Annotated in this window: 19 protein-coding genes; 8 read left to right on the top strand and 11 right to left on the bottom strand. The window is 71.3% G+C overall.

Annotation, left to right across the window (positions count from 1 at the left end; genetic code table 11):
* Positions 1 to 54: 54 nt before the first annotated feature.
* Positions 55 to 2,259, bottom strand: a complete 2,205-nt coding sequence (locus OO54_RS03415) for a transglycosylase domain-containing protein (protein ID WP_051786676.1) — start codon at positions 2,257 to 2,259, stop codon at positions 55 to 57.
* A 278-nt stretch (positions 2,260 to 2,537) separates the two neighbouring features.
* On the opposite strand from OO54_RS03415, the gene OO54_RS03420 reads away from it, so the two are divergent.
* Genes OO54_RS03420 through OO54_RS03430 form a run of 3 tightly spaced genes read left to right on the top strand, consistent with a single transcriptional unit; the run spans position 2,538 to position 6,111 of the window.
* Positions 2,538 to 3,062 carry a PadR family transcriptional regulator gene (locus OO54_RS03420; protein ID WP_033201357.1) on the top strand — a complete coding sequence of 175 codons (525 nt, stop codon included), beginning with the start codon at positions 2,538 to 2,540 and terminating at the stop codon, positions 3,060 to 3,062.
* Positions 3,059 to 3,742 (top strand): ABC transporter ATP-binding protein, encoded by a 684-nt coding sequence (locus OO54_RS03425; protein WP_033201358.1) that lies wholly within the window; start codon positions 3,059 to 3,061, stop codon positions 3,740 to 3,742. Before OO54_RS03420 ends, OO54_RS03425 begins: the two co-directional genes overlap by 4 nt.
* Positions 3,739 to 6,111 carry an ABC transporter permease gene (locus OO54_RS03430; RefSeq protein WP_033201391.1) on the top strand — a complete coding sequence of 791 codons (2,373 nt, stop codon included), beginning with the start codon at positions 3,739 to 3,741 and terminating at the stop codon, positions 6,109 to 6,111. The genes OO54_RS03425 and OO54_RS03430 overlap by 4 nt, the downstream gene beginning before the upstream one ends.
* Before the next feature lie 100 nt (positions 6,112 to 6,211).
* Here OO54_RS03430 and OO54_RS03435 read toward each other — a convergent pair whose 3' ends face one another.
* Positions 6,212 to 7,186: a hydrogen peroxide-inducible genes activator gene (locus tag OO54_RS03435; RefSeq protein ID WP_078905025.1), complete on the bottom strand. Its 975-nt coding sequence runs from the start codon at positions 7,184 to 7,186 to the stop codon at positions 6,212 to 6,214.
* Positions 7,187 to 7,319: 133 nt separating this feature from the next.
* Here OO54_RS03435 and OO54_RS03440 point away from each other — a divergent pair, with 133 nt between their 5' ends.
* Both OO54_RS03440 and OO54_RS03445 read left to right on the top strand, forming a co-directional pair.
* Positions 7,320 to 7,874, top strand: coding sequence for a peroxiredoxin (locus tag OO54_RS03440; RefSeq protein ID WP_017239861.1), 555 nt, complete (start codon positions 7,320 to 7,322; stop codon positions 7,872 to 7,874).
* Positions 7,875 to 7,890: 16 nt separating this feature from the next.
* The gene (locus OO54_RS03445) at positions 7,891 to 8,424 is read left to right on the top strand and encodes an alkyl hydroperoxide reductase (RefSeq protein WP_017239860.1); all 534 of its coding nucleotides are present in this window, start codon (positions 7,891 to 7,893) and stop codon (positions 8,422 to 8,424) included.
* Between the two features lie 70 nt (positions 8,425 to 8,494).
* Here OO54_RS03445 and OO54_RS03450 read toward each other — a convergent pair whose 3' ends face one another.
* The 5 genes from OO54_RS03450 to OO54_RS03470 all read right to left on the bottom strand — a co-directional run bounded on the left by OO54_RS03450 (position 8,495) and on the right by OO54_RS03470 (position 14,286).
* On the bottom strand, positions 8,495 to 9,166 hold the full coding sequence (locus OO54_RS03450) for a hypothetical protein (RefSeq protein ID WP_033201360.1): 672 nt from the start codon (positions 9,164 to 9,166) through the stop codon (positions 8,495 to 8,497).
* A complete protein-coding gene (locus tag OO54_RS03455) occupies positions 9,163 to 10,674 on the bottom strand; it encodes an AI-2E family transporter (protein WP_033201361.1) in 1,512 nt (503 codons plus the stop codon). The genes OO54_RS03450 and OO54_RS03455 overlap by 4 nt, the downstream gene beginning before the upstream one ends.
* A gap of 145 nt (positions 10,675 to 10,819) precedes the next feature.
* Entirely contained in the window at positions 10,820 to 11,524 is a 705-nt protein-coding gene (locus OO54_RS03460; protein ID WP_033201362.1) for an aggregation-promoting factor C-terminal-like domain-containing protein, read from the bottom strand.
* 378 nt (positions 11,525 to 11,902) lie between these two features.
* The gene (gene phoH2, locus OO54_RS03465) at positions 11,903 to 13,228 is read right to left on the bottom strand and encodes an RNA 5'-3' helicase PhoH2 (RefSeq protein ID WP_033201363.1); all 1,326 of its coding nucleotides are present in this window, start codon (positions 13,226 to 13,228) and stop codon (positions 11,903 to 11,905) included.
* Positions 13,229 to 13,524: 296 nt separating this feature from the next.
* Positions 13,525 to 14,286 (bottom strand): isoprenyl transferase, encoded by a 762-nt coding sequence (locus tag OO54_RS03470; RefSeq protein ID WP_017239855.1) that lies wholly within the window; start codon positions 14,284 to 14,286, stop codon positions 13,525 to 13,527.
* Positions 14,287 to 14,412: 126 nt separating this feature from the next.
* Here OO54_RS03470 and mgrA point away from each other — a divergent pair, with 126 nt between their 5' ends.
* The gene (gene mgrA, locus OO54_RS03475; RefSeq protein WP_033201364.1) at positions 14,413 to 15,450 is read left to right on the top strand and encodes an L-glyceraldehyde 3-phosphate reductase; all 1,038 of its coding nucleotides are present in this window, start codon (positions 14,413 to 14,415) and stop codon (positions 15,448 to 15,450) included.
* A 322-nt stretch (positions 15,451 to 15,772) separates the two neighbouring features.
* Here mgrA and OO54_RS03480 read toward each other — a convergent pair whose 3' ends face one another.
* Entirely contained in the window at positions 15,773 to 16,513 is a 741-nt protein-coding gene (locus OO54_RS03480) for a prepilin peptidase (RefSeq protein ID WP_200146696.1), read from the bottom strand.
* Between the two features lie 41 nt (positions 16,514 to 16,554).
* On the opposite strand from OO54_RS03480, the gene OO54_RS03485 reads away from it, so the two are divergent.
* Positions 16,555 to 16,932 (top strand): DUF192 domain-containing protein, encoded by a 378-nt coding sequence (locus OO54_RS03485; protein WP_033201365.1) that lies wholly within the window; start codon positions 16,555 to 16,557, stop codon positions 16,930 to 16,932.
* 32 nt (positions 16,933 to 16,964) lie between these two features.
* Here the strand turns inward: OO54_RS03485 and OO54_RS03490 are convergent, their stop codons facing one another.
* From OO54_RS03490 to OO54_RS03500, 3 genes are all read right to left on the bottom strand, one after another.
* Positions 16,965 to 18,140: a glycosyltransferase family protein gene (locus tag OO54_RS03490; protein ID WP_033201366.1), complete on the bottom strand. Its 1,176-nt coding sequence runs from the start codon at positions 18,138 to 18,140 to the stop codon at positions 16,965 to 16,967.
* Between the two features lie 34 nt (positions 18,141 to 18,174).
* On the bottom strand, positions 18,175 to 19,260 hold the full coding sequence (locus OO54_RS43205; RefSeq protein ID WP_051786677.1) for a hypothetical protein: 1,086 nt from the start codon (positions 19,258 to 19,260) through the stop codon (positions 18,175 to 18,177).
* 231 nt (positions 19,261 to 19,491) lie between these two features.
* Positions 19,492 to 19,905, bottom strand: a complete 414-nt coding sequence (locus OO54_RS03500) for a hypothetical protein (RefSeq protein WP_033201367.1) — start codon at positions 19,903 to 19,905, stop codon at positions 19,492 to 19,494.
* A gap of 122 nt (positions 19,906 to 20,027) precedes the next feature.
* Between OO54_RS03500 and OO54_RS03505 the strand changes: the two genes are divergently transcribed.
* On the top strand, positions 20,028 to 20,758 hold a 731-nt coding region (locus OO54_RS03505; RefSeq protein WP_051786678.1), incomplete at its 3' end, for a hypothetical protein.

A 20,758-nucleotide genomic window follows, 5' to 3' on the forward strand; every position in this document is an offset into this window, starting at 1 on the left:
TACGACGGCGAAGGCCGGACCCCTCGGGGGTCCGGCCTTCGTGGTACCGGTCGGTTACTGCGGCGGACGGTTGCCGCCGCCCTGGTCGGGGTCGGTGCCGGTGTCCGGCGGCTCGATCGACGGGGGCGAGGACGGCTCGTCGGTCGTGGGCTCCCGCGTGGGCTCCGTCGGAGTGGTGGCGGTGGGCCGCGTCGGCTCCGTGGGCGGGGTGGTCGTCCTGGTCGGCGGGGCCGTCGGGTCCGGGGACGCGGTGGTCGGCGCGTCGGTGGGCTCGTCCTCCGGGGCCTCGGTGGTGGCGGTGGGGTCCGGCAGTTCGGTGACCGCGCCTTCGGTCTCCAGGTCGAACGTGGTGTCCGAGCCGCCGTTCAGCGCGCGCTCGGTGTAGTCGCCCCAGATCTGGGCGGGCGTACGGCCGCCGTTGGCGCGGCCCTCGTTGATGGTGTCGGTGAGGGTGACCTGGTTGCCCTTGGCGTCCTCGCCGAAGAGGCCGACGGCGGTGACGAGTTCGGGGGTGTAGCCGACGAACCACGCGGAGCGGTTGTTCTCGGAGGTGCCCGTCTTGCCGGCCGCCTCGTAGTCGCCGGCGGCGCGGAAGCCGGAGCCGTTCGTCACGACGCCCGTCATCGCCTTGGTGACGGTGTCGGCGGCCGTGCGGGTGATGACCTGGTCGCCGACGGCCTTCACCGGGTCGACCGTGCGGTCCCGGTGGGTGGCCGCCTTCACCAGGGTCGGGGTGACCTTCCTGCCGTGGTTGTCGAGCGTGGCGTAGACACCGGCCATGTCCATGGTCGAGGCGCCCATGGTGCCGAGGGAGATGGCGGGCGACTCGGGGAAGTCGACGCCGTCCTTCATGCCGAGGGCGAGGGCGGTCTTCTTCACCTTGGCCGGGGAGACGTCGACGATCATCTGGGCGTAGACCGAGTTGATCGAGCTGTTGGTGGCCTTCTGGACGGTCACGGGGCCGTAGTCGTCGTCGTCCTCGTTCTCCGGCGCGAACGGGATGTCGCTGCCGACGACCGGGCGGCGGCTGTTGCCGTCGTAGATGGTGCCGAGGCCGATCCGGCGCCCGTCCTGGGTGACCGAGTGGTTGTCGATGGCGGAGGCGAGGACGAGCGGCTTGAAGGTGGAGGCGGGCTGGTAGTCGCGGCGGGTCGCGTTGGACATCCAGTGCTCGGTGGCGCCGACGCCGCCGTACATCGCGACGACCGCGCCGGTCTTCGGGTCGACGGAGGTGGCGCCGGCCTGAATGGTGGCCTGCTTCTTGTCGCCCTTGCGGTCGATCTTGGACTCCAGCTCCTCGTCGACCGCCTTGACGAGGTCCTTCTGCCGCTTCTCGTCGATGTTGAGGGTGATGGTCCAGCCGCCGGCCTTGATGTCCTCCTCGCTGACGCCCTGGCGCATCAGCTCCTGGTTGGCGGCCTCGACGATGTAGCCGGTCTGGCCTTCCATGCCGGGGGCGGGCTTGGGCTTCTGCGGCACGGGGAACTTCATGCCCGCGCGCTCGGAGGCGGAGAGCCAGCCCTCGCCGACCATGTTGTCGAGGACGTAGTTCCAGCGCTCCTCGACGAGCTTGCGGCCGGTGGTGCTCGCGGAGTTCCAGTCGTACTGGTTGGGCGCCTGGAGCAGCGAGGCGAGGTAGGCGCCCTGAGCGATGGTGAGCTGGGGGGCGTCGACGCCGTAGTACGAGCGGGCGGCGGCCTGGATGCCGTAGGCGCTGCGCCCGTAGTAGCTGGTGTTCATGTACCCGGCGAGGATGTCGCTCTTGCTCATCTCGTCGTCGACCTTGATGGCGATGACCATTTCCTTGAGCTTGCGGGTCGCCGTCTGGTCCTGGCTCAGGTAGAAGTTCTTGACGTACTGCTGGGTGATGGTCGAGCCGCCCTGCTTGCCCTTGCCCGTGATGGTGGACCAGGCGGCGCGGGTGGTGCCCTTGATGTCGACGCCGTTGTCCCGGTAGAAGGACTTGTTCTCGGCGGCGACGAACGCCTTCTGGACCTTCTCGGGGATCTTCTCCAGGCCGACGATCTCGCGGTTGATCTCGCCGGTGCGGGCGAGGATCTTGCCGTTGGAGTACTTGTAGATGTTGCTCTGCATGGTCGCCTCGGCGTTGGCCGAGGGCACGGGGACCAGCAGGTAGACGACGTACAGGGCGCCCATGGCGAGCAGGCAGCAGACGAAGAAGGTGCCCAGCAGCTTCCTCCAGGTGAAGAAGCGGCGTATGCCGCGCTTCCTCGCCTTGCTCTTGTCGGGTCGGCCCATGGGTCCTGTCGCTCCGCTCGTCGTGTGTCTCGGCGCCTCGGCGCTCTGTTCGCCCACGCCGGATCAGCTCAGCAAGCTAACACCGGCGAGGCGGACAAAGGACAACCGATCACGCCTTTTCATGACGTGACAATCAGCACCTGTCCCCAGGGGAACCGACGCTCCCCGGGGCCGGATGGTTGCCCCTTCCGTACACCCCAAAAAGCGGAGGAACCGCCTCCGCCAGATCGCCCCGTCGCTATACATCGTGCGTATACACCGCGTGTACAGTGAGAGGCATGTCCATCGGTCACACCCTCCTGGGACTCCTGGAGTCCGGACCGCGCCACGGCTACGACCTCAAGCGCGCCTTCGACGAGAAGTTCGGCCACGACCGGCCGCTCCACTACGGCCAGGTCTACTCGACCATGTCCAGGCTCCTGAAGAACGGCCTGGTCGTCGTCGACGGCATCGAGGCCGGCGGCGGCCCCGAGCGGAAGCGGTACGCGATCACCGAGGCCGGCATCACCGATGTCGCCCAGTGGCTCGCCACCCCCGAGAAGCCGGAGCCGTACCTCCAGTCGACGCTCTACACCAAGGTCGTCCTCGCCCTCCTCACCGGCCGCGGAGCCGCCGAGCTCCTCGACACCCAGCGCGCCGAGCACCTGCGCCTGATGCGCGAGCTCACCCGCCGCAAGAAGGACGGCGACCTCGCCGACCAGCTGATCTGCGACCACGCCCTCTTCCACCTGGAAGCGGACCTGCGCTGGCTGGAACTGACCGCCGCCCGCCTCGACCGGCTCGCCGAGGAGATCCGCCGATGACCGCCACCCCGCTGCTCCGGGCCGTCGGCCTCGCCAAGACCTACGGACCGACCCCCGCACTCGCGGGCGCCGACTTCTCCATCCGGGCCGGCGAGGTCGTCGCCGTCATGGGCCCGTCCGGCTCCGGCAAGTCCACGCTCCTGCACTGCCTGGCCGGCATCGTGCGCCCCGACGCGGGCACCATCACCTACGACGGACGCGAACTCACCGCCCTCTCCGACGGCGCGCGCAGCTCCCTGCGCCGCACCGACTTCGGCTTCGTCTTCCAGTTCGGCCAGCTCGTCCCCGAGCTGACCTGCGTCGAGAACGTCGCCCTCCCGCTCCGGCTGAACGGCGAGAAGCGGAAGGCCGCCGAGGCCAGGGCCGTCGAGTGGCTGGCCCGCCTGGAGGTCGACGACACCGCGGCCAAGCGCCCCGGCGAGATATCCGGCGGCCAGGGCCAGCGCGTCGCCGTCGCCCGCGCCCTCGTCACCTCCCCGCGCGTGATCTTCGCCGACGAACCGACCGGCGCCCTCGACTCCCTCAACGGCGAGCGGGTCATGCGACTGCTCACCGACGCCTCCCGGGACACCGGCGCCGCCGTCGTCCTCGTCACCCACGAGGCCCGGGTCGCCGCCTACTCCGACCGCGAGATCGTCGTACGGGACGGCTCCGTCCGGGACGCGGAGTGGGCGGCATGACGCTCCGCACCTGGGCCCGCGACCTGGCGCTCGGCGCCCGGTTCGCGGTCACCGGCGGCCGCTCCGGCCTGCTCCGCACCCTGCTGACCGCGACCGGCGTCGGCTTCGGCGTGGCCCTCCTGCTGCTCGCCGCCTCCTTCCCGAACATGCTCTTCCAGCGGGAGGTGCGCGAGTCGGTCCGCGCCGTCGACGGCAGCGAACAGGTCACCTCGCCCCGGGCCGACTCCTTCCTCCACCTGAGCCGGACCACCGTCTACCGGGACGACGTCATCAGCGGGCTGCTGCTGCGCCCCGAGGGCGACGCGCCCCCGGTGCCGCCCGGCGCCCCGGCCTTCCCCGGGACCGGCGAGATGCTGGTCTCCCCCGCGCTCGGCGAGCTGCTCGACTCCCCCGAGGGCGACCTCCTCAAGGAACGGCTCCCCTACAAGATCGTCGGAACGATCGGCCCGGCCGGACTCATAGGCCCCGCCGAACTGCGGTACGTCGCCCACGTCGACTTCCTCAACCCCGAGAACCTCGACGGCCGCGGCACGCGCTACGGCTGGTCGGTGCCCGAGGAACCGATGAACGCGTTCCTGATCCTCCTCGTCGTCGTCGCGTGCGTCGTCCTGCTGCTCCCGGTGCTCGTCTTCGTCGCGACCGCCGTCCGCTTCGGCGGCGAGCAGCGCGACCGGCGTCTCGCGGCGCTGCGGCTGATCGGCGCGGACACCGCCATGACCCGGCGGATCGCGGCCGGCGAATCCCTCGCGAGCGCGCTGCTCGGCCTCCTCGTGGGCCTCGGAGTCTTCGCGGTGGCCCGGCAGTTCGCGGGGACCTTCACCATCTGGGACGTCAACGCCTTTCCCGGCGACGTCGTGCCGATGACCGCGCTCGCCGTGCTCGTCCTCACCGTCGTCCCGGTCGCCTCGGTCGTGGTGAGCCTCGTCGCGCTGCGCGGGGTGGCGATCGAACCCCTCGGCGTCGTGCGGGTCTCGACCCCGCGCAGCCGACGGCTGTGGTGGCGGCTGCTGCTCCTGGTCGCCGGGGGCGCCTTCCTCGTCCCGCTCGTCGGCGACGTCCGGATGGCGGAGACCAGCATCGACGCCGTCAGCGTCGTGACCGGCACCACGCTCGCCCTGATCGGCCTCACCACGCTGCTGCCGTGGATCGTCGAGGCCTGCGTGAAGCGGCTGCACGCCGGGCCGGTGGCCTGGCAGCTCGCCGTCCGCAGGCTCCAGCTGAGCAGCGGCACCGCGGCCCGCGCGGTCAGCGGCATCGTCGTCGCGGCGACCGGAGCGATCGCGCTCCAGATGCTCTTCCAGGCGATGGAGACCGAGTTCACGCAGGTGAGCGGCGAGGACACCTCCCGCGCCCAGATCGCGATCGGCGCCGACGCCAGGAACTCCGAAGAGGCCCGGAGGATCATCGACCGCCTCCGGCGGACCGAGGGCGTCACCGGTGTGATCGGCATCGTCGAGTCGAGCGTGTGGCGGCCCGGCCCCCTGGAGGACGGCGAGGAATTCTCCCCGAGGGCCTCGATCCGGGTCGGCGACTGCGCCTCCCTCCGGGAGTTCGCGACGCTTCCCTCCTGCGCGGACGGCGACGTCTTCGTCTTCCTCGCGCACGGAGCCCAGGGCAACCCGGACGACTCCTTCGTCACCAGGACCGCCCGGCCCGGCGCCACGGTCGCCCTGCGCGACCCGCATCCGCACCCGAGCGAGCCGCAGCGCCCGAAGGGAGCCCCGCTGCCGGAGTGGCACATCCCCGCCACCGCCAAGGTGGTGGACTCCCGCCCCGACCCGACGGGCATGTACGAGTACGGCATCCTCGCCACCCCGTCGGCGATCGACGGCGCCGAGCTCGACGAGCCCGACGCACAGGCCATGGTCCGGCTCGACCCGGCCGTGCCCGACGCCGCCGACCACGTGCGGAACACGGCGGACGCCATCGATCCGACGTCCTGGGTGCGCACCCTGAAGGACACCGAGCGCGACGCGGCGTTCTCCAGCGTCCGCACCGGCATCCTCGTCGGCTCCACCCTGACGATGCTCCTGGTGGCGGCCTCGCTCCTGGTCGCGACCCTGGAGCAGCTCAGGGACCGCAAGCGGCTGCTCTCCTCGCTCGTCGCCTTCGGCACCCGGCGCTCGACCCTGGCCTGGTCGGTGCTGTGGCAGACGGCGGTGCCGATCCTCCTCGGCCTCGCGCTGTCCGTGGCGGGCGGTCTCGGCCTCGGAGTGGTCCTGCTGAAGATGGGCGGACAGCCGGTCCAGGACTGGTCGGGTTTCCTGCCCGTCGTCGGGATCGGCCTGGGGCTGATCGCGACCGTGACGCTGCTGAGCATGCCGGTGCTGTGGCGGCTGATGCGGGCGGACGGCCTGCGCACGGAGTGACCCTCCGGGCGGATGTACGAGCAGGGGGCGGCGGTTCCTGACACCGGGGGGTCTCAGGAACCGCCGCCCGCGCCGTGCGTCACCGTGGCCCCGGCGCGGCTCAGGAACCCGCGCCCACCACGCGTACCGGCAGCCCGGCCATGTCCGCGCGGAGGGCCTCCGCCAGTTCCCCGAACTCGGCGTGCCGGGCCGCGCCCGTGCGCATGGCCAGGGCGATCCGGCGGGTGGGCGCCGGTTCGGCGAAGAGGCCGGTGCACAGGGCGGTGTTGCGGGCGGTCTCCACCGTGACGGCGGTGCGCGGCAGCAGGGTCACCCCGAGGCCGCCGGCCACCAGCTGGACCAGGGTGGAGAGCCCGGCGGCGGTGGTGGTCACCTCGGCGCCGTCCGTGCGGCCGGCCTCCCGGCAGATGTCGAGGGCCTGGTCGCGCAGGCAGTGGCCCTCGTCGAGGAGGAGCAGCCTCAGCTCCTTGAGCGCGTCGCGCGGGATGTCACCCCGTCCGGCCAGCGCATGCCCGTGCGGAGTGACGAGCACGAAGTCCTCGTCGAAGAGCGGGAGTTCGGTGACGCCGGGCACGCCGAGCGGGACGGCGAGCAGCAGCAGGTCGAGCCGGCCGGCGGCGAGCCCCTCCAGGAGGGTGGCGGTCTGCTCCTCGTGGACCTGGAGGTCGAGCTCCGGGTAGCGCCGGTGGACGAGCCGCAGGACGGTCGGCAGCAGGTACGGCGCCACGGTGGGGATCACCCCGAGCCGCAGCACCCCGGTGAAGGGGGCCTGGGCCGCCTCGGCCTCCTCCATGAGCTCCGCCACGGCGTCGAGGACGGCCCGCGCGCGCACCGCGAGCCGCTCTCCCGCGGGCGAGAGCAGCACCTTTCTCGTCGTACGCTCGAGGAGCTGGACACCGAGTGCCTCTTCGAGAGCCGAAACCGCGCCCGAGAGTGCCGGCTGGCTCATGCCGATGGCCGCCGCCGCATCTCGGAAGTGCAGATGCTCGGCGACCGCCGCGAATGCTCTGAGCTGCGAAAGGCTCGGTTGCTTGCCGCGGTGCGGGCCGTGTGGGGGGTTGTATGGGGACGCCACTGATAACCACCTTCGATCAACATGAACCACTCTAGCTATTTCACTGATCAATGCACCCCGTGCCATGCTGTGGATCGTCCAACCCCCACGGAAGACCTCAAAAGGGACCCTTCCTGCTGTGCAAGGAGAGCGCGTGCTCACTGTCGGTGACAAGTTCCCCACCTACGACCTGACCGCCTGCGTGTCGCTGGAGAGCGGCAAGGAGTTCGAGCAGATCGACCACAAGGCCTACGAGGGCAAGTGGCGCGTGGTGTTCTTCTGGCCGAAGGACTTCACCTTCGTGTGCCCGACGGAGATCGCCGCGTTCGGCAAGCTGAACGACGAGTTCGCCGACCGCGACGCCCAGATCCTCGGCGTCTCCGGCGACTCCGAGTTCGTCCACCACGCCTGGCGCAAGGACCACGCCGACCTGCGTGACCTGCCCTTCCCGATGCTGGCCGACTCCAAGCACGAGCTCATGAGCGACTGCGGCGTCCAGGGCGCGGACGGCTTCGCCCAGCGTGCCGTATTCATCGTCGACCCGAACAACGAGATCCAGTTCGTCATGGTGACCGCCGGCTCCGTCGGCCGTAACCCCAAGGAGGTCCTGCGGGTCCTCGACGCCCTGCAGACCGACGAGCTGTGCCCGTGCAACTGGAACAAGGGCGAGAACACCCTCGACGCCGCCGCCCTCCTCTCCGGCGAGTAAGGGCGGATGATCTGAGATGGCTCTCGACGAACTGAAGTCCGCCATACCGGACTTCGCCAAGGACCTGAAGCTGAACCTCGGCTCGGTCATCGGCAACAGCGACCTTCCCCAGCAGCAGCTGTGGGGCACCGTCCTCGCCTGCGCGATCGCCTCGCGCTCGCCGAAGGTCCTCAAGGAGCTGGAGCCCGAGGCCCAGGCCAACCTGAAGCCCGAGGCGTACCAGGCCGCCAAGTCCGCCGCCGCGATCATGGCGATGAACAACGTCTTCTACCGGACCCGGCACCTGCTGTCGGACCCCGAGTACGGGACGCTGCGCGCCGGCCTGCGGATGAACGTCATCGGCAACCCGGGCGTCGAGAAGGTCGACTTCGAGCTGTGGTCGCTGGCCGTCTCCGCGATCAACGGCTGCGGCCAGTGCCTCGACTCGCACGAGCAGGTCCTGCGCCAGGCCGGTGTCGACCGCGCCACCATCCAGGAGGCCGTGAAGATCGCCGCGGTGATCCAGGCGGTCGGCGTCACGCTGGACGCGGAAGCGGTGCTCGCCGAGTAGGGCGACACCGCCCACGCGGCACGAGCCGTACGAGAAGGGCCCCGGGGTCTCGCACCCCGGGGCCCTTCCGTCATTTCTTGAGCGCCTCCATCAGCGCCAGCGCGTCCTGCGTCAACGGCACGTCGATGCCGGAGAGGTCGACCGGCGGCACCTCGACGAGCTTCCCGTTCACCTCCATGCTCATCTGGGCGGAGACCTGGAGCTCGATCTCGGCCTGACCGTCGAGAATCCGGAGTCTTCCCCCCTGGTCGCCCCCGTCCTCGTAGAAGGCCTGCTCGCCGACTCCCTCGACCTTCTGGAGGATGCCGAACTGCCGTGCCCGCGTCTCGAACTCCGGCCCGGGGTCGGTCACCTTGTGGAGGGTGTACGTGACCGAGACGGTCGGCCCGGTGTCCACCTGACCGTAGGTGACGTAGCACGACGACTCGCTGATCTCCGGTTCGTCCACCACGGAACCGACACCCTCCTGGCTCCGCTTCCCGAGGGCGCCGCCGAGCGCCTTGAGCTCCGCGACCTCGCAGAGCTTCTCCACCGGCTTGTACCCGCCGAGGTCCGGCCCCGGGTCCTTCTGCTGCCCGTACGCGTAGAGCCCGCCGCCCCACAGCGCCGACGCGAGCACCGCGCCGCCGAGCGCCCACAGCCAGGGCCGGCCGGCGCGGGGCGGGCGGGGCGGCGGGGTCTCGGTGAGCACCTCCGGCTCGTCGAACTCCACTCCGCCCACGAGTTCGGGTTCCGAGATCACTGCGCGTCCCCCTTTCCGGTCCTGCTGCCGTTCCCCCGGGCGGCGAGCGTGCCCGGCGCCGGTGTCGGGGCCACCTCGAACGCGGTCGCCCCGCGCGGCTCCGGCGTGCTGCGCAGCGCCTGTTCGTGGCTGTACGCGCGGAGGTAGCCGACGACCGTGTTGGTGACGGCGACGAGCGGGACGGCGACGACCGCGCCGCCGATGCCGGCGGTCAGACCGCCGGCCGCGACCGCGAGGACGACGGCGAGCGGGTGGACCCGTACGGCGCGGCCGAGGATGAAGGGCTGGAGGACATGGCCCTCGATCTGCTGGACGGCGAGGACGACCACGAGCACCATCAGGGCGGTGAAGAGCCCGTTGGTGACGAGGGCGACGACGACCGCGAGGGCGCCGGAGACGACGGCGCCGACCAGCGGGATGAAGGCGAAGAGGAAGATGAAGACGGCGAGCGGCACGGCCATCGGCACGTCGAGGAACCAGAGTCCGAGGCCGATGAACACGGCGTCGATGAGGGCGACGAGGACCGTGCCCCGGACGTAGGCGGTGAGGGTGCGCCAGGCGCGCGGGCCGGCGCCGGCGACGCCCGGCCGGGCCTGGGCGGGGACGAGCTTGAGCGTCCACTCCCAGACCTTCTTCCCGTCGTGGAGCAGGAAGAGCGTGGAGAACATGGCGAGCAGGATGCCGGTGATCGCCTCGACGACGACGGTGACGCCCTGCAGGCCGACCTGGGTGATCTGTTCGGCGTTGGCGCCGACGGAGTCGCTCAGGTTCTTCGCGATGCCGTTGATCTGCTGCTCGGTGACGTGGAACGGGCTGTTGAGGAGCCCTCGCTTGAGCTCCTCGATGCCGTTCTTGACCTGGTCGGACAGGTTGTCGATGTTGTCCATGACCTGCCAGACCACGAACCAGCCGACCAGGCCCATCACGACGAAGCCGGAGACGGCCGTGACGGCGGTGGCGAGCCCGCGGGGCAGGCCCTTCCTGCGCAGCATGGCCACGGTCGGCTGGAGCAGGGCGGTGACGAGGAGCGCGGCGACGAAGGCGAGGACGACCAGCTGGACGGAGCTGATCACCTTCATCAGCACCCAGACCGTGCCGGCGAGGACGAGCAGCCGCCAGCCCGCCTCGGCGGCGACGCGCATGCCCCACGGGATCGCGGCGACGGGGTCGGGGCGGGCGGCCACGGCCGGCGCGTACGAGGGGGGTGCGGGAACGGAGCGGCCCGCCTCCGCGGCGGCGCCCGCGGCAGCGGTGTCCTCGGTGTCCGGGAGGGGAGGTGCGGTGTCCGGGTCGCTCTCCGGGCCGCGCGCCGCCGGGGCGGCCGTACCGTTCCGGCCGCCTCCGTCGGGGCGCTCACCGGGAGTCTCGTACGGGGCCTCCCCCGGCTCCTCGTACGGCGGACCGAGCGGATCCTCGCGTTCCGCCTCGGCCCTGCGTTCGTCGAGGCGTTCACCCATGCGGCTCAGGCTCTCGCCCAGCCGGCCCAGCCACCGTGGCACTCTCGCCATCTCTTCCCTCTTCCCCCCGCCGGCTCTTCCCCGTGGTCGCTGCCCCGCTCGTATCCCCCGCGGGGCACAGGGCTTCGAAACCTACACGGAAGAAGCCCCCCACCGTAGGACGGTGGGGGGCTCCCCGAGGTTGAGCACGCCGGTACTAGTACCAGCGGTTGGCCTGCCAGAACTGCCAGGCGCCGCACGGGCTGCCGTAGCGGCCGTCCATGTAGCTGAGGCCCCACTTGATCTGGGTGGCCGGGTTGGTCTGCCAGTCGGCGCCGGCGGACTGCATCTTGTAGCCCGGCAGTGCCTGCACGAGACCGTAGGCGCCCGAAGACGGGTTGGTCGCGCGGTAGTTCCAGCCGGACTCGTGGTCCACGATGTTGCTGAAGCACTGGAACTGCGAGGCCGGGATCATCTGGCGGGCGATCGCCTTGACCTCGGCGATGGTGTACGAGCCCTGCGCGGAGAAGGTGGAGGCGTCGCGCACGGAGTCGCGGCTGGCGCGCTCCTCGGCTTCCTTGCGCTCCTGCTCGGCCTTGGCGGCCTTGTCGGCCGCCTCCTTCTTCGCCTCGGCGTCCTTGGCGGCGCGGAGACGGGCCGATTCCTCCGCGGACTTCTTCGCGGCCGAGTCGGCGGCGGCGGCCTGGACGTCGGCCTGCTCCGAGAGGGACGAGACCTGCACCTGTGCCTGCGAGCCCGCGGGGATGTCCGCGAGCAGGGTGGCATCGGCCGCGGTGGCCTCGAAGTTGTCGTCGGAGGTGGCCTGGGCGGCGTTGCCCGAGGCGACGCCGACAACGGCGCCGACGGTGGTGACCGCAGTGGCCGAAGCCACCGCGAATCCCCGGACCGAGATCCGGCTCACACGGTTTCCTTCCAGCACGCCCGCACAGGTGACCACGCGGGCGAAATCGTGCCCCTGGCGCTGGTCTCCGACGTACGGGGTCACAGGAGACACGGGCCCGTGGTGCTGTGGGCGGCATACGGCGAGCGGCTGTTGAGTTGTGCGGTGCTGTGCGCACCCCAGAGGGTGCACGTGTGCCGTATGCGGGGCCTGACGGAAGCAAGACTTTGCCGGACGGCGACACCGCAAGGCAATTCCGTGTTGCGTGTGAAAGCTCACACCTCGGCGGAGGCACGAGTTTTGGGAGTTACGGAAGACAGCACGACGCCGCCCGGCTAAGCTCGTGCGCTTTGCCGGGCGGCGCCAACTGCCGTACGCGTACAGAGGCGTACGAATCGGTCAGACCTGACCGTCCTCCAGCATCTCCGTCACGAGCGCGGCGATCTGGGAGCGCTCGGAACGGGTGAGGGTGACGTGGGCGAAGAGCGGATGCCCCTTCAGTTTCTCGACCACGGCGACGACTCCGTCGTACCGGCCGACCCTGAGGTTGTCCCGCTGGGCGACGTCATGGGTCAGCACGACCCGCGAATTCGCCCCGATACGGGACAGAACGGTCAACAGGACGTTCCTCTCCAGGGACTGGGCCTCGTCGACGATGACGAACGCGTCGTGCAGGGAGCGGCCCCGGATGTGCGTGAGCGGCAGGACCTCCAGCATCCCGCGCCCGAGCACCTCCTCGATGACCTCGCGGCTCGCGACCGAGGACAGCGTGTCGAACACCGCCTGGGCCCACGGGCTCATCTTCTCGGACTCGCTGCCCGGCAGGTATCCGAGCTCCTGGCCGCCGACCGCGTACAGCGGACGGAAGACCATCACCTTCTGGTGCTGCCGGCGCTCCAGGACCGCCTCCAGGCCCGCGCACAGGGCCAGGGCGGACTTGCCGGTGCCGGCCCGGCCGCCCATGGAGATGATGCCGACGTCCGGGTCGAGGAGCAGATCGAGCGCGATCCGCTGCTCGGCGCTGCGGCCGTGCAGCCCGAAGGCCTCCCGGTCGCCCCTGACCAGCCGTACGTTCCCCTCGGCGGTGACCCGGCCGAGTGCCTTGCCACGCTCCGACTGGAGCACCAGGCCCGTGTGCACCGGGAGCTCCGCGGCCTCCGGCACGTACAGCGTGTGCTGCTCGAAGAGCAGGTCCACCTGCTCGCCGGAGAGCGCGAGCTCGGACATCCCGGTCCAGCCGTTGGCGTCCGTGATGGCCAGCTCGGCGCGGTACTCCTCGGCGAGGAGGCCCACCGACGAGGCCTTGATGCGCAGCGGCAGGTCCTTGGAGACGACCGTGACGTCGTACCCCTCGGCCTGGAGGTTGCGCGCGACCGCGAGGATCCGTGAGTCGTTGTCCCCCAACCTGTAGCCGGCGGGCAGGACGCCGGGGTCGGAATGGTTGAGTTCGACACGCAGGGTGCCGCCCAGCTCCCCGACGGGGAGAGGGGCGTCGAGGCGTCCGTACCTGACCCGGAAGTCGTCGAGCAGGCGCAGGGCCTGCCGGGCGAAGTAGCCGAGTTCGGGATGGTGCCGCTTGGCCTCCAGCTCCGTCACGACGACGATCGGGAGCACCACCTCGTGCTCCTCGAAGCGCGAGACGGCGTTGGGGTCGGCCAGCAGGACGCTGGTGTCGAGAACATAGGTGCGCCGGTCGGAAAGGCGGCGCTTCGTGCTGGTCACCACGGAAGGACAGACCCCCTCGGAAGACCCCTGTGAGGTCGGGGTGCGACGGAACCGGTGTCGCTGCGGAATGGGACCGGGCTCAGGCCGCCATGCGCGGGCCGAACCACGGCCCTCCGCTTCTCCCGTACGTGTCCCGCACGGTCGTCCTGGTGCAAGGGGCCTCCCGGGTGGCGGTCTCCGTGCCGCTCACTTCACCAGGGATATGCCCTCGAACAGGGGCTGCCATGCCACGGCATATGACGACGTGTTCGTGAACACGAGATGATCGGTTCCGACCGGGAATGTCCGCGAAGGGATCAGGTGCCGTAGCGCCGGTGCCGGGCCGCGTAGTCCCGCAGCGCCCGCAGGAAGTCGACCTTGCGGAAGGCCGGCCAGTGGACCTCGCAGAAGTAGTACTCGGAGTGCGCGCTCTGCCACAGCATGAACCCGGACAGCCGCTGCTCGCCGCTCGTACGGATCACCAGGTCCGGATCGGGCTGGCCACGCGTGTACAGGTGCTCCGAGATGTGCTCGACGTCCACGATCTCGGCGAGCTCCTCGAAGCTCGTCCCGCGCTCCGCGTGCTCCAGGAGCAGCGAGCGGACCGCGTCCGCGATCTCCTGCCGGCCGCCGTAGCCCACGGCCACGTTGACGAGTATCCCCGTGTTGCCGTGGGTGGCCTGCTCGGCCTCCTTCAGCACCGACTGGGTACGCGCGGGCAGCAGGTCCATCGTGCCGACGTGGTTGACCCGCCAGCGGCCGTCGGCGGCCAGCGAGCGTACGGCGTTCTCGATGATGCCGAGCAGCGGGACGAGCTGCTCCTCGGGCCGGTTCAGGTTGTCCGTGGAGAGCATCCAGAGCGTGACGACCTCGACGTCCGTCTCGGCACACCAGCCGAGCAGCTCCTGGATCTTGTCCGCGCCGGCCTTGTGGCCCTGCTCGGGGGTCCCCCCGGACGCCTTGGCCCAACGCCGGTTCCCGTCGAGGATGACCCCGATGTGCTTGGGCACCTGGGCGTGGTCGAGGCGGCCTTCCACCCGGCGTGCGTAGAGCCCGTACACCAGGTCGCGCAGGTTCACTGTTCTTACCCTTCCATGCACCGGCGGTCCGCCAGGCAGCGGCGGTCCGCAAGCGGCCACACTACTGCGGACGGGCTACAGGCTCCCAGCCCGGGACTGTCACAAGTCCGTGATAAGCAGAGATACGTGACTGATTCCCCCCTGTACCGCGCCTCCGCGGACCGCTACGACACCATGGAGTACCGCCGCTCGGGCCGCAGCGGCCTCAGGCTCCCGGCCGTCTCGCTCGGCCTCTGGCACAACTTCGGCGACGACAAGGCCCTCGACACCCAGCGGGCGATCCTGCGCCGCGCCTTCGACCTCGGCGTGACCCACTTCGACCTCGCGAACAACTACGGCCCGCCGCCCGGCTCCGCCGAGCTGAACTTCGGCAAGCTCTTCGCCCAGGACTTCGCGCCCCACCGCGACGAGCTGATCGTCTCGACCAAGGCCGGCTACGAGATGCACCCGGGCCCCTACGGCGAGTGGGGCTCCCGCAAGTACCTGATGTCCTCCCTCGACGCCTCCCTCAAGCGGATGGGCCTCGACTACGTCGACATCTTCTACTCGCACCGCTTCGACCCGCACACCCCGCTGGAGGAGACGATGGGGGCCCTGGCCTCCGCCGTACAGCAGGGCAAGGCGCTGTACGTCGGCGTCTCCTCGTACAACAGCGAGCAGACCGCCGAGGCCGCCCGGATCCTCCGGGAGATGGGCGTCCGGCCCCTCATCCACCAGCCGTCGTACTCGATGATCAACCGCTGGACCGAGGAGGACGGCCTCCTCGACACGCTGGAGGAGGCCGGCATGGGCTGCATCTCCTTCGTGCCGCTCGCCCAGGGGCTGCTCACCAACAAGTACCTGAAGGGCATCCCGGAGGGCTCCCGGGCCACCCAGGGCAAGTCCCTCGACCCGAACCTGCTCTCCGACGAGGTCCTCCGGCGCCTCCACGGCCTCGCGGACATCGCCGAGCGGCGCGGCCAGTCCCTGGCCCAGCTGGCGCTGTCCTGGGTGCTGCGCGACGAGCGGATGACCTCGGCCCTGATCGGCGCGTCCAGCGTCGCCCAGCTGGAGGAGAACGTCGCCGCGCTCGCCGCGGCACCGCTCACCGCCGAGGAGCTCAAGGAGATCGACTCGTTCGCGGTCGACACCGAGGGCACCAACATCTGGGCCGGCCGGGGCTGACGCCTCCGAAGGACCACGGGCCGCCTCCCCCGGGGCCCGGGAAAAGAAAAACGGGCCGGTCCGTGGGGGGGATACGGACCGGCCCGAGGGGGGGTTTCCACCATAACCCTTCGTTAGTCGTCTTGCGCGCCACGTGCGCCGAACGAACCGCCCCGGATTCCCCGGATCCCAAGGGGGACAAGGCCTCCAGGGCCCCGTGGCGGGTTTGCGCCCCGGCGTGGCGGCGGACTTCCGTCCCTCCCAAGGGGGACCGGCCGGGAGGGGTGGCGTTGACGCGGCGCAGCCGAGCGGACGCGGGGCGTGGCACTACACGCGTCACCTGTCACGGCAGCGCGGTGAAGCCGCCGAGGAGCAGTCCGACGAGCCCGCCCGCCAACATGAACGGGCCGAACGGGATCGCCGTGGACCGGTCGGCCCGGCGCAGCAGGATGAGACCGAGGCCGTAAACGGCGCCGAGCAGGAAGCCGGCGAAGGCCCCGATGAAGAGGACGTCCCAGCCGTACCAGCCGAGCGCCCCGCCCAACGGCAGCGCCAGCTTGACGTCACCGAGGCCGAGCTCGTTCGGGCTGATCTCGTGGAGCACCCGGTAGGCCACGCCGAGGACGAGCGCGCCCAGCACGGCGAGGCGCCAGGAGCCCGCGTCGTACGGGAGGAGCTCGGCGGCACCGAGGAGCAGCGGGACGGCGGCGGCCAGCGGCAGGGTGACACCGTCCGGAAGCCGGCCCACGCGCACGTCGACACTGCCGAGGAGGACGGCGAAGGGCGTGCCGAGCAGCCACACCGCCAACTCCGGCCGCGGCTGCCCGTCGGCGGCGGCCGCCAGGGCGGCGCAGACGAGGGCGGTGATCAGCGGAGCGGTCAGCGGGCTCCGGGTCGTCGCACAGTCCTGCCGCCCCGGCCCACCGAGCCAGCCGCGCGCGGGCCCCACGAGCACATGCCCGGCGGGACAGCGGTCCCGCCACGGCTCCTCGAAGTCCACCGAGAGCCGGTAGGCGGCCCGCGGTACGAGCAGGCCGACAGCGGCCCCCCACAGGGCGGCGACGACGATCATCGTGACGTACACGGACCCGACCCTAGGGCGACGGCACCGCTACGGTCTGGCGCATGGGGAAATGGAAGGACGGCGCGGGAACGCTGACGGCTGCGGGCCCGCCGACGGCTGCGGGCCCGCTCGACGTGCCGCTGGAGATCGCGGCCTCGTACCGGGCCCGTCGCCGGGGGCTCCTCGGCCGCGACGGCGTCCCAGGCGCCCTGCTCATCGTCCGCACGAACAGCGTGCACACCTTCGGCATGCGGTTCCCGATCGACGTCGCCTACCTGGACCGCTCGTTCACGGTCCTCTCCGTCGTCACGATGCCCCCGGGCCGCCTCGGCATGATCCGGCCACGTGGCCGGCACGTCCTGGAGGCGGAGGCGGGCGCCATGGCCGGCTGGGGGCTGCGGCGGGGTGTACGCGTACGCGTGGCGACGGACGGCGGGTAGCGGGGCCGCTGGTCACGGGCGACGGGCGGGCGTCACGGCGGGCCCGAGCCCAGCAGCGTGAACGCGCCGTACGCCGCCGAGGCGAGCGCAAGCCCCGCGACGACCGGAACGGCCGTACGCGACCGCACGCGCGCGAGGGCCACGGCGGGCGGGAGCAGCAACCCGAACGCGGGCATCATCAGCCGCGGCCGCGAACCGAAGTACGCGGCTCCGACCAGGGATACGAAGACGACGCCGATCGTGTAGACGAGCAGCGGCAACGGCTGCCCCTGCCGCACGCACATCACCACCAGCCAGCCGAGCAGCGCGAGGGCCGCGCACAGTCCGAGGCCGGCGGCCCACGGCAGCCCCGCGATGAACCGGGCGAGGGCGACACCCCCGTCGATCGAGTTCCCCCACGCGGCCTGCACGTCGAAGTAGGCGGTGGGACTCTCCTCCCGGAACCCGACGTAGGCGACGTACGCCAGCCACCCCAGCGGCGCGACCAGCACCCCGGCCACGATCCCCGGCGACACCCTCCGCTCCCGGACGACCGTCACCACCGCCGCGATCCCGACGGCGGCGATCAGCGCCGCCGCCGTCGGCCGCGTCAGCCCGGCGGCCGCGCACAGCACCCCGGCCACGATCCACCGCCCCCGCAGCACCGCGTACAGCGACCACGCGGCCAGCGCGGTGAACAGCGTCTCCGTGTACGCCATCGACTGCACGAACGCAGTCGGGTACACCCCCCACAGCACCGCGAGGAGCACACCCACGCGCTCCCCGCCGACGAACGCACCACACCGGTGGATCCCCCAGGCGGCCGCGAGCCCCGCACTCCACGCCACGACAAGACCCGCCGTCGCCGCGTCCACCGGCAGCACCGCCGAGAGCCCCCGCTCCAAGGCCGGGAACAGCGGGAAGAACGCCAGGTCGGAGTGGACGTCGCCGTTCGGCAACGTCACCTCGTACCCGTATCCGTGCTCGGCGATCCGCACGTACCAGACGGAGTCCCACCGCCCCTTCAGCCGGTGCAGGCCGTCCTTGCCGGTCGCCGCCGCCACGATCGCGAGGACCCCGAGCCCGATCAGGCGGGTCGCGGCGTAACCGGCGAGGGCGGCGGCGAGCGGGGTGCGCGCACGGGCGCGGAGACCGGTGCGCACACCCGTACGCGCGCGCGTGGGGGTGCCTGAGGGCAGCGGGGAGCGAGGGAGGACGGACCGGGACATGGACCCGATTATCCCGGGACGCCCCGTGGCTCCCTCAGGCGAGGCCGATGAGCCGCGAGACGGCCACGAGGACCGCCAGCGCGGCCAGCGCCACGGCCGCGATCAGCCAGGTCCGGCGCCGGGAGGGCCAGACGAGGACGCGCGGCCCCTCGTGCGCCGGAATGACGAAATAGACCCGGTGGGGATGGGGGGCCAGGGTGACCCGGGCGAGGGACAGGTGCCGCAGCGAGATCCGGCGGCTTATCTCCCCTTCGCGCGCCACGAGCCGGGGCGCCACGTTCTTCACCACCTCCTCGTCGACGTCGTCGTCCAGCCCGACCCCCTCACCGACCAGGTGGACGTGGTTCCAGTCCCCGTGCTCGCGCGCCTGCTGCCGTGCCCAGTACGGCAGACCGGAGCCCGGGACCTTGACCTCCTCGACGAGCGGCCGCCTGGTGACGACACCCTCGGTCCACGTCACGGTCCTCGCCTTCCCCCCGCACCTCTGGTGCGGCACCGTCCCCGCCCGATCGCAGTCGGGGCAGGCACGGGACCCCGTCCCACCGCACCGCGCGCACGAGACCTCGCCCCGCCCCTGACACCCGGCGCACGCCGCTTCCTTGGCACCGCACTGCCCGCACTCGACGCGCCCCGCCTTCCGCCCCTCGTCCGCGTCCGCGTCCGACCCGGCACGGGCCTTGCGCGTACGGCGCCCGGAACCGTCGCACCGCAGGCAGCAGTCCAGCCCACGACACTCTCCGCACGTCGTGCGCGGGGAACACCGCAGATCACCGTCGCCCTTGCAACGCTGGCAGGCCACCCTGCCGTTGCCGCAGTCACAGGACCGGTCGTCCTTCGAACCGCGGCGCACCAGCTTCAGCGTCGTCTCGTCCGCGGGATCCCTGGGGGCCGGTATCCGGTGTCCCCTCAGGTCGGCGTCGTACTCGGGCCACTCCGACAGATCGACAGCGCCCCGATGGAAACGCTCCTCCTCCGTACGGGTCTCCATACAGCGCAGGATCTCCCCGTCGAGCAGCAGGTGCCGGGTGATCACCGCCTCGTCCGGGCTCACCCTGACACCGCCGCCGCGCTCCTCGATGCAGCGCCGTACGGCCGCCAGGACATCCTCGTCGGTCAGCACGTCCCGATCCCTCCAGCCCGCGCGCGAGCGCGCCCCACCCTCGACCCGTCCACCAGCCATCGATACCCAACGGCCCTGTCCACCCAGCCATCGATACCCAACGGCCCCGGCGACCAGACACCGTTCGGCGGACGCCGGCGACCCCGCACCGGACACCGGTCGTCCCGCCGGGATCAGCCTGGATCAGCCGAGGTCAGCCGAGAAGCCGAGGGCAGCCGAGGTCAGCCGAGGTCAGCCGAGAGGCCTTATCCGGACGAACTTGGCGGCCATCACGGGGCCCAACTGCTCGACGATGGCGTGCCCGGGTTCCTGCGGCGAGGGCAGGTCCCCGAGGAACGAGGTGATGATCACCTCGTCGATCCCGACCACCCCGCGGCAGCTCTGCTCCTCCAGGAAGTCGAGCGTGCGCCGCCAGTCGACCGCGGTGGCCGGCGCCTCACCGAGGAAAGAACGGACGGTGTCCTGCACGACGTCCCAGAAGAAGACGTGCGGCAACACACCGCCCTGATGGAAGACATGGGTCTCGTACACATCGCGGAACTCGGGGATCCGGGTGACGAGGTCACTGACCAACTGCACACTCGGAGTCGCGCCCGGCGTCCCGCCCGGCAGCGCGCTCGGCGTCTCGCTCGGAGTCGTCGTCATCTGTCCAGAATGCTCCTGCCCGGCGGGTACGTCCCGTCACTTTTGCGTTTTCCTGACGACGTCTTTCGACGGGTTTTCCACAGGGGGTGCGAACTGTCCCCCTTCCGTGGATCGTTGCGCGTATGTGCGAATTGACCATCCTCGCCAGAGGCGGGGTACTCCTCACGGTCCGGGCCGTCGCAGCAGGCTGGCCCCCGGGCCGGCTCGCCGGCCGCCTCCACCGCGACGGCTGGCAGCGGATCTGCCGGGGCGTCTGGGCCGCACCGGGCAAGGAGGTCGACTGGCGCGTCAGGGCCACGGCCCACCAACTCCTACGCCCGGACCTCGTCTGCAGCCACGGAACGGCCGCCCGCCTCCATCGCATCGAACAACTGCACGGCGACGACCCGCCGGACCTCCTCCACTTCACCACCCGCCCCCCGGCGCGATCCGCCCGCCACCCCCGCTCCCGCATCCGGATCCACACCACCACCCACCTCACAGACCACGACCGGACCACCCGGCGAGGCCTCCGGACGACGACCCCCGCCCGCACCGTCGGCGACCTCATACGGCGCTCCCGCAGCCGCGAAGAAGCCGTCGTCATCGCCGACTCCGCCCTCGCCCACCGCGCCGTCGACGGCATCCGGCGCGCCCCCCTCGTCCACTACGAGGACCTCGCCACCGAACTCGCCACCCCCCGCCCCGGCTCCGCCCGTGCCCGCACCTGGCTCCCCTGGGCCGAACCCGCCTCAGGCTCCCCCGCCGAAACCGTCGCCCGCCTCCGCATACGAGACGCCGGCCTCCTCGCGGCCCCGCACATGGTGTCGAAGGTCGTCGACTCCGACGGCGACGCGCTGACCTCGTTCAAGGA

This window comes from Streptomyces wedmorensis, assembly GCF_000716445.1.
In the GTDB taxonomy this organism is placed as follows: Bacteria; Actinomycetota; Actinomycetes; order Streptomycetales; family Streptomycetaceae; genus Streptomyces; species Streptomyces wedmorensis.

Coding starts and splice junctions, on each gene's coding strand:
- OO54_RS03425 (WP_033201358.1), top strand. CDS start 3,059: ATGACCGCCACCCCGCTGCTCCGGGCCGTCGGCCTCGCCAAGACCTAC.
- OO54_RS03490 (WP_033201366.1), bottom strand. CDS start 18,140: ATGTCCCGGTCCGTCCTCCCTCGCTCCCCGCTGCCCTCAGGCACCCCC.
- OO54_RS03500 (WP_033201367.1), bottom strand. CDS start 19,905: ATGACGACGACTCCGAGCGAGACGCCGAGCGCGCTGCCGGGCGGGACG.
- OO54_RS03415 (WP_051786676.1), bottom strand. CDS start 2,259: ATGGGCCGACCCGACAAGAGCAAGGCGAGGAAGCGCGGCATACGCCGC.
- OO54_RS03455 (WP_033201361.1), bottom strand. CDS start 10,674: ATGGCGAGAGTGCCACGGTGGCTGGGCCGGCTGGGCGAGAGCCTGAGC.
- OO54_RS03445 (WP_017239860.1), top strand. CDS start 7,891: ATGGCTCTCGACGAACTGAAGTCCGCCATACCGGACTTCGCCAAGGAC.
- OO54_RS03430 (WP_033201391.1), top strand. CDS start 3,739: ATGACGCTCCGCACCTGGGCCCGCGACCTGGCGCTCGGCGCCCGGTTC.
- OO54_RS03420 (WP_033201357.1), top strand. CDS start 2,538: ATGTCCATCGGTCACACCCTCCTGGGACTCCTGGAGTCCGGACCGCGC.
- OO54_RS03485 (WP_033201365.1), top strand. CDS start 16,555: ATGGGGAAATGGAAGGACGGCGCGGGAACGCTGACGGCTGCGGGCCCG.